The organism is Alphaproteobacteria bacterium (genome assembly GCA_024244705.1).
GTDB lineage: Bacteria > Pseudomonadota > Alphaproteobacteria > JAAEOK01 > JAAEOK01 > JAAEOK01.
On sequence record JAAEOK010000114.1, the window covers coordinates 1 to 6,248 of the forward strand.

Consider the following 6,248-nt stretch of genomic DNA (forward strand, 5'->3'; position numbering starts at 1 on the left):
AAAACTATTTCCGGCACGGATTTGAGCAAGAATGATTCCTAAATGACCCGGGGGCGATTCTTTCTTTTCGCTAGTGGCACCGTGTCGATTCTTTTATTGCGAGCCCTGCCCATCTCACCGACTTTTTCAGCACCCTGCTAGTCGGCGAGGACCGGATCAAGATCGTATTCGGGGAGAACCGACTGCAGGTGTTCCAGGCGCTCGCGCGCGACGAAAACGACGCGTATCTCGCCACCTGCCGTCCGGAATCCAACCGAATAACGCGCCTCCTCGCCGAATGTGGGCGCCGGCCCGCCACCGCTCAGTGATTCCCCGAGTCGGGCGAGCAAGCCCGGCTCGTCGGCATCGGGCACATAGCCCGCCGGAATGAAGTCCTCGCGAATATCATCCCCGTCGAGCGCCAAGACGGAGACATCGCCATATTCGCGCCCGACCGTCGCCGCGGGCACGACGAGGTGGTACGGCCGGAACTCGAAGCGCTCGTCGGGCAGCACGCTAACCGGTGTCGCCGCCACGGATCCTGGGTCGAGCGTCGCCCGAACGCTTTCGACGCGCGATTCATCCTGTGGCAGGCGAAGGATCGCGTTCTCGTGGCCAGGCCTGCTGATGATGATCGTCGGCCCGATCTCCGACGTCCACAGTTGGAGCCTGAATTCCTCGCCCTGTCGGGTTCGGATGCGGCGGCGGTAGATGTCCTCGAAATCGGCGCCGTGGTCGTGAAGCCGCTTGACGATCGGGTAGTGTTCCTCCTGATAGGCGATCACGATCGGTGTCGCGCCGGTGGAGGTCGGGCGATTGACGTCGGCACCGGCCGCAAGCAAGGTATCGACGATATCGAGGTGGCCGACCTCGGAAGCCAGATAGAGGGCGGTGACCTCGTCGTCGACGGGGCCATCGGTCGAGGCCCCGGCATCGAGCAGGCGGCGGACGACCGACACGTGGCCCTTCTCGGCGGCAATCAGCAGGGGCCTCGCGCCACGGACGGCCGTCTGGTCGGGTTCGGCGCCATAATCGAGCAATCGGTCGACGATCTGGTCGTGACCGAGCATGGCGGCCAAGAACAGCGGTGTCGCGCCGTCCTCGGATCGACGATCGATCGCAGCACCGTGGTCGAGGAACACCTCTAGGACGTCGGCGTGGCCGAGTTCGGCCGCATAGTGCAGGGGCCCATTGCCCATGTCGGTCACGGCGTCGACATCGGCGTCCCTGTCGAGCAATGCCTCGACGACCGCCGCGTTGCCGCCCGCCGCCGCCATGAGTATGGGGTTGGCGCCATGATCGCCGGTGATATTCACGTTCGCGCCGGCGCCCAACAACGCTTGAACAATTTCGAGGCTGCCCCGGCCCGCCGCCGCGGCGAGCGGCGTTGTGCCGACCGCGCTCTTGGCGTCGACCGTCGCGCCGCGCGACAGCAGCACGTCGACGACGAGTGCATGACCGTTCATGGCGGCAGCGTAGAGTGGCGTGGTGCCGTCGCCGAACCGGTCGTCGACCATCGCATCGGCCGACAGCAACAGTTCGACGACCAAAGGGTGTCCCGCTGCGGCGGCGAGATAGATGGCGGTTGTGCCGTCTACCAGTTTGGCATTTACGTCGGCGCCGATGACGACCAGCTGTTCGACCATCGGGTAGTTGCCGCGGGCCGACTCGGCCATGAGGTGGCGAGCCGCCATCTCTTCGACAGACATGGCGTCGCCGGAAAGTTGCGCGAGATATCGTTCCGATGAGGTCTGTCCGGCGACGGGCGACCACACGGTTAGAGCCGTGGCGAGCGTGACGATGGCGACACGGAGACATCGAGAATTGGGCGCAACCTGACCATTCCTCGAAGGCCTGCTGGCGGACGCGTCCGATCGTCGATTTCGGCGGCCGGTCAGCGGCCACAGAACGCCATGAGTTGTCATCCGAACCTCCCGTTGCCGCCATTGCGACCAGGCATTGACGGCCGCAAGTGCCAAACGGTGTCGATGCCCCGTCCCAATGACCCGGCTAGTTACCGGTCGATGAGGGGTCCTCGACAACCTTGGCCGGAAGAGTTTCATCTGACTCAACCGGCCCGACCATATCTGGTGTAATCTCGACCGGCCCGGTTTGATCCACGGGCGCGGCCGCCGACGCTGGTGGCTCGACGGCGGCGGGGCTCTCCTCCAACGGTAGAGGCATGCTTGGATCTGTAGACATGGGCGGCGGCAGGGCGGCTCGCTCGGGAACCGGACCGCGCTGCTCGAACCAGGTCGCAAATCCGACGGCGAAGATGAGCGCGGCGAGGACCACGCAGGACGCAGCCGCCGTGACCGGCCGAGCCGCCGTCGCCGTCGGCGCCTCGTCGAACCGGTTAGGGCCTTCTGTGCCCTTAAGCAGCCAAACCTCAATGATCAACCAAATCGCGCCTATGAACGGGATGAGGATAATTAGGACGAACCATCCAGACCGATCCCGATCGTGAAGCCGCTTTACTGCAACGGCCAAGTTCGGCCACAGGCCAGCCAGGCTGAGAAGCGTCGATACCGGACCTTGCGAGCCGATCGCGTCGACTTCAACAAGTACGACAAGGTTGACGAGCAGGCCGTAGGCCAGCAGGACTGGCATCGCCCGTGTCCAATAAGTGGCCCGGTTGATGCGGCCGGTGAACGAAAAGAAGAGGGCTTTAACCGGCATAGGTCGGCCCACGTCTCTGCTGTTCTCTAGAGCCGGATCATAGGCCTTTGTCGGTGAATCACAAAGACAACTAATATGGGCGGGGGCGCGTGCCCGTAGTTCAGTTGGCCGGGACAAGCCGCGAATAACCGTGTCTTTGCAGGTTCGAGTCCTGCCGGGCCACCAAGCCTTTAGTCAAGATGTCGGGCATCCGGGCGGTGTATTGAGGCGCTAGCCGTCGTCGCGGGTTAGCGATCGGCCAGCGCGATTCGGTTTTGAGGCCAGCGCGCGCCATCCGGGCCGCGCCGACGAGGACTATTGCACGGAGAATTGGGAGGCAAAGGCGCTCGGACGCCCGAGAGCTACGTCGAGTGGGCGATTGCGGGCGGCCTAGACGGCAACACGCGGAGACAGGCCGGACCGAGTTGGGGCGTGACCTTTGCGGCTTATCCCCCGCGGCCGAACGGCGGCGGTTATTCATCGCATATTCAGGTTGTTGTCCCTATATGACGGGGAGTACGCGAACGACCGCAGATACGGGCCCAAGAAATGGGCGTTGCCTACGATCGAAGATCCGTCCTCAAAGGCCTGGCGGCCGGGTCTGTCCTGACCAGCGCCGGCCCGGGTGTGCTGGGTAGCGGCAGCGCCCTCGCGCAGCGCCGTCCCGGATATCGCGGGCCCAACGTCATCATCGTTCGTTTCGGCGGCGGCGTTCGCCGGCAGGAGACGATTGTCCCCGGCGCCAGCTATGCGCCCTATCTGCTTCACGGCCTCGGCGCGCGCGGTACGCTGTTCCGCAATGTCGAGATCTCGAGCGCCGAGGGTGTCGAGACCAGCCACGCTCAAGGCACGCTTTACATCCTGACCGGCCGCTACGACAGCTACCAGGACGTCGAGGGCGAATTACTGCGCGAGCGCTTCGAGCCGAAAGCGCCCACCCTGTTCGAGTATCTGAGGAAGGCCTATGACGTGCCGGGACACCAAGCGCTGATCGTGAACGGCGAGGACCGCGGCGATGAGGACTTCCTCACCTTCAGCACTAATAACCACTATGGGGTCACCTACCGGTCCAACGTCCTCAGCCTGCACCAATTCAAGGCACACCTCCTGCGCCGGCAGCTCGCCGAGGGCCGTATGACGGATGAGGAGGAGATTGTTGCCCGGGCGCAGCTCGCCGACCTCGAGGCGCGCGATTATCGTCGCGCTGCCATCGGTGAGCCCGACGGCCATATCGAGGCGTTTTGGGACCGCTGGCGAGAGAGCTACGGCGACACCGGGTTCGTCAATCCGCGCGGCGACCGGCTACTGACCGAGTTGGCCGTCCGCGCCATCCGCGAGCTCGAGCCGCGCCTGATGATCGTGAACTACCAGGACCCCGACTATGTGCACTGGGGCAACGCGAGCCACTACACGCGCGCCATCGCGGTGATCGATCAGGGTATCAAGCAGCTCGTCGCAACCGCCGAGTCGCACCCGGCCTTTCGCGAGAATACGGTCTTCGTGATTTGTCCCGATTGCGGTCGCGACGACAATCCCTTCATGGCGCTACCCTATCAGCACCATTTCGGGTCGCGGTCGGCGCATGAGATCTGGACGCTTGCCTTCGGGCCGGGAGTCACCCGCGATCGGGTCATCGACACGCCTTCCGACCAGATCAGCGTGGCGGCGACGGTCGGCACAATCATGGGCTTCGCCACGCCCATGACCGAGGGCCCGCCGCTCCATCAGGCTTTGGCCTGAGCACGCGATGAGGTCCGCCGCAAGCGACAACACTTTTGAACACCCGGCACCGATTCGGCGCGGTATCTTGATGCGCGTCTTTCGGCTTTTTTGGCTACCGCTTGCCGGGGTGCTGCTCTGCCTTACGCCGGTGTCGGCGGTCTTGGTGGTCGGTTGGAGTTCTCGCGCAGCGCGCCGATCCGCCATCCGAATCTGGTATCGGGAATGTGCCATGGGCTCCCGTTTTCCGCTCGACGTCTCCGCGTGGCCGAACTGGATTACGGGTGACGGTGGCCGCATCGCGAATGGGCGGGCGGAAGCGCGAGGCGGATTGGGGTCGTGGGCGGGGCGTCAGCTCGAGTGGGCCTTTGGGTCCTTGTGGGCCAATCTGAAGGCTGGCGTGCAGATCCTGGTGACGACCTGGGCCGTCACCTTGCCCGTCTTTGGACTCTGGCTGCTCTCGTGGTGGGGCGGCTGGGAGAACTCTTTCAATAAGGGCTACGAACAGGCCTGGGTCGGTCCGGCGCTTGCCGCGCTCGGTTACGTCCTCTTCCTTGTGCTGATACTTTTTCTTCCGCTCGCCCAGGCACGGCAATCGGTCAGCGGCCAACCGGCACGGTTTTTCGACCTGTCGCTGCTGTGGCGAATCGTCCGGGCGCGGCCTTTTGCCTGTGCCCGCCTCGCCTTCGTGTTTGCGGCCGCGGGTGCTGTAATCATGGGACTGCGGATCGCACCTCTGGCGTTCGGCAACCTCATCGGCTACGACGCGGCAATGACGCCGGAGCGTATGGAGGAGATAGCGAATCTCTACCGGCTCACCGCGGCGGCCGCTGTCTTTGTCCTCTTTGTCTGGCTGCGGATGGCCAGCGCCCGGGTCTATGCCAAGTCCCTTCTTAACCTCGTCCGAGCCGGTGAGATCTCTCAAGCCGATTTGTCGCCCGTCGAACAGATGCTGTTTCGGCAGTTGGATCTGGAGGCCGGACCGCCGCCACCCGAGGCATCATTCCCGGTTCGGGCAATGCGTTGGGGTGGGGGAACGGCCTGGCGCACGATCGGCTTTGGGCTGGCGCTCGCACTCTGGTTCGCTTTTGTCGCTGAGATCTATGTTGCCCAATTCTTCAACCTTGACTGGATCCGCTGGCTCAATCATCCGCTCATCCAATTGCCTCACCTGACGGCGCCATTCGGCGGATAGCGACGACGGCTTTGAGTCTCGGTCGGTGTCGGCTAGAGTTCCGGCCTGGGTCCACGGGGCAGCGTCGCATGAAGGGGCCGCGGAACCTTGGCCGACTTATAGGGAGGGATGGTATGCGTTGGCGCAGTCTTGCAATCGTGACACTTACGACGATGGCCTTGATTCCGACTGCCGCTTCAGCGGATCGGCGAGGAGAAATCGAAGCGGCATGCCGCACCCAGCAGTGGATGGCGGCGAGCGGCTGCGCCTGCATCGCCGACAGCGCGATGGCCGATCTGAATGAAACGCAACGCGCCTGGATGCTGGCCAGTGCCAAGAATGATCGCGCCGAGGCGAATCGCATTCAGGGCGAAATGACGATGAACGAACTCCAGGCGTTGGGGGCGTTCATGGCGCAGAACTCGGTCGCCTGCCAGCAATAATCTCACCGGCATTGTCATCTATGGACGTATATGGACACCCGCCCGATTGCAAGCGGTTTTGATGATTAGTGGCGGTTGGGTTTGCAGTCATCTATCCGGCCTCTGGATGCAGCATGGTCTTTGCCGCGGGCCCTGATGGAATCCGAGGATCGACGCCCCATCACGTTAGCGAGCTCTTGGCTCGGACAATGCCTCGGGTTTGGCCGATCCCGGTTACCCTGTTTCGCCATCACATCATCGTCACCCTCGCAATAAAGTTCCTTCCACCGTCTGTT

5 protein-coding genes and 1 tRNA gene are annotated in these 6,248 nt (G+C 63.6%); 4 read left to right on the forward strand and 2 right to left on the reverse strand.

All coding sequences use genetic code 11. The features are described 5' to 3' along the window. Nucleotides 1-137: 137 nt before the first annotated feature. Both GY791_21045 and GY791_21050 read right to left on the reverse strand, forming a co-directional pair. Nucleotides 138-1,688, reverse strand: coding sequence for a hypothetical protein (locus GY791_21045; protein MCP4330883.1), 1,551 nt, complete (start codon nucleotides 1,686-1,688; stop codon nucleotides 138-140). Nucleotides 1,689-1,989: 301 nt separating this feature from the next. Continuing rightward, nucleotides 1,990-2,658 carry a DUF805 domain-containing protein gene (locus GY791_21050; protein ID MCP4330884.1) on the reverse strand — a complete coding sequence of 223 codons (669 nt, stop codon included), beginning with the start codon at nucleotides 2,656-2,658 and terminating at the stop codon, nucleotides 1,990-1,992. Nucleotides 2,659-2,747: 89 nt separating this feature from the next. Between GY791_21050 and GY791_21055 the strand changes: the two genes are divergently transcribed. From GY791_21055 to GY791_21070, 4 genes are all read left to right on the forward strand, one after another. Continuing rightward, nucleotides 2,748-2,823 (forward strand) — tRNA-Ile (locus GY791_21055). Nucleotides 2,824-3,186: 363 nt separating this feature from the next. Continuing rightward, nucleotides 3,187-4,377, forward strand: coding sequence for a hypothetical protein (locus GY791_21060; GenBank protein MCP4330885.1), 1,191 nt, complete (start codon nucleotides 3,187-3,189; stop codon nucleotides 4,375-4,377). 211 nt (nucleotides 4,378-4,588) lie between these two features. Further along, a complete protein-coding gene (locus GY791_21065; GenBank protein MCP4330886.1) occupies nucleotides 4,589-5,551 on the forward strand; it encodes a hypothetical protein in 963 nt (320 codons plus the stop codon). 152 nt (nucleotides 5,552-5,703) lie between these two features. Then, nucleotides 5,704-5,973 (forward strand): hypothetical protein, encoded by a 270-nt coding sequence (locus tag GY791_21070; GenBank protein ID MCP4330887.1) that lies wholly within the window; start codon nucleotides 5,704-5,706, stop codon nucleotides 5,971-5,973. The last annotated feature ends 275 nt before the right edge of the window (nucleotides 5,974-6,248 follow it).

Excerpts from the sequence above, each read along its gene's own strand:
- GY791_21045 (MCP4330883.1), bottom strand. The coding sequence starts at position 1,688 with ATGTCTGTCGAAGAGATGGCGGCTCGCCACCTCATGGCCGAGTCGGCC.
- GY791_21050 (MCP4330884.1), bottom strand. The coding sequence starts at position 2,658 with ATGCCGGTTAAAGCCCTCTTCTTTTCGTTCACCGGCCGCATCAACCGG.
- GY791_21065 (MCP4330886.1), top strand. The coding sequence starts at position 4,589 with ATGGGCTCCCGTTTTCCGCTCGACGTCTCCGCGTGGCCGAACTGGATT.
- GY791_21070 (MCP4330887.1), top strand. The coding sequence starts at position 5,704 with ATGGCCTTGATTCCGACTGCCGCTTCAGCGGATCGGCGAGGAGAAATC.
- GY791_21060 (MCP4330885.1), top strand. The coding sequence starts at position 3,187 with ATGGGCGTTGCCTACGATCGAAGATCCGTCCTCAAAGGCCTGGCGGCC.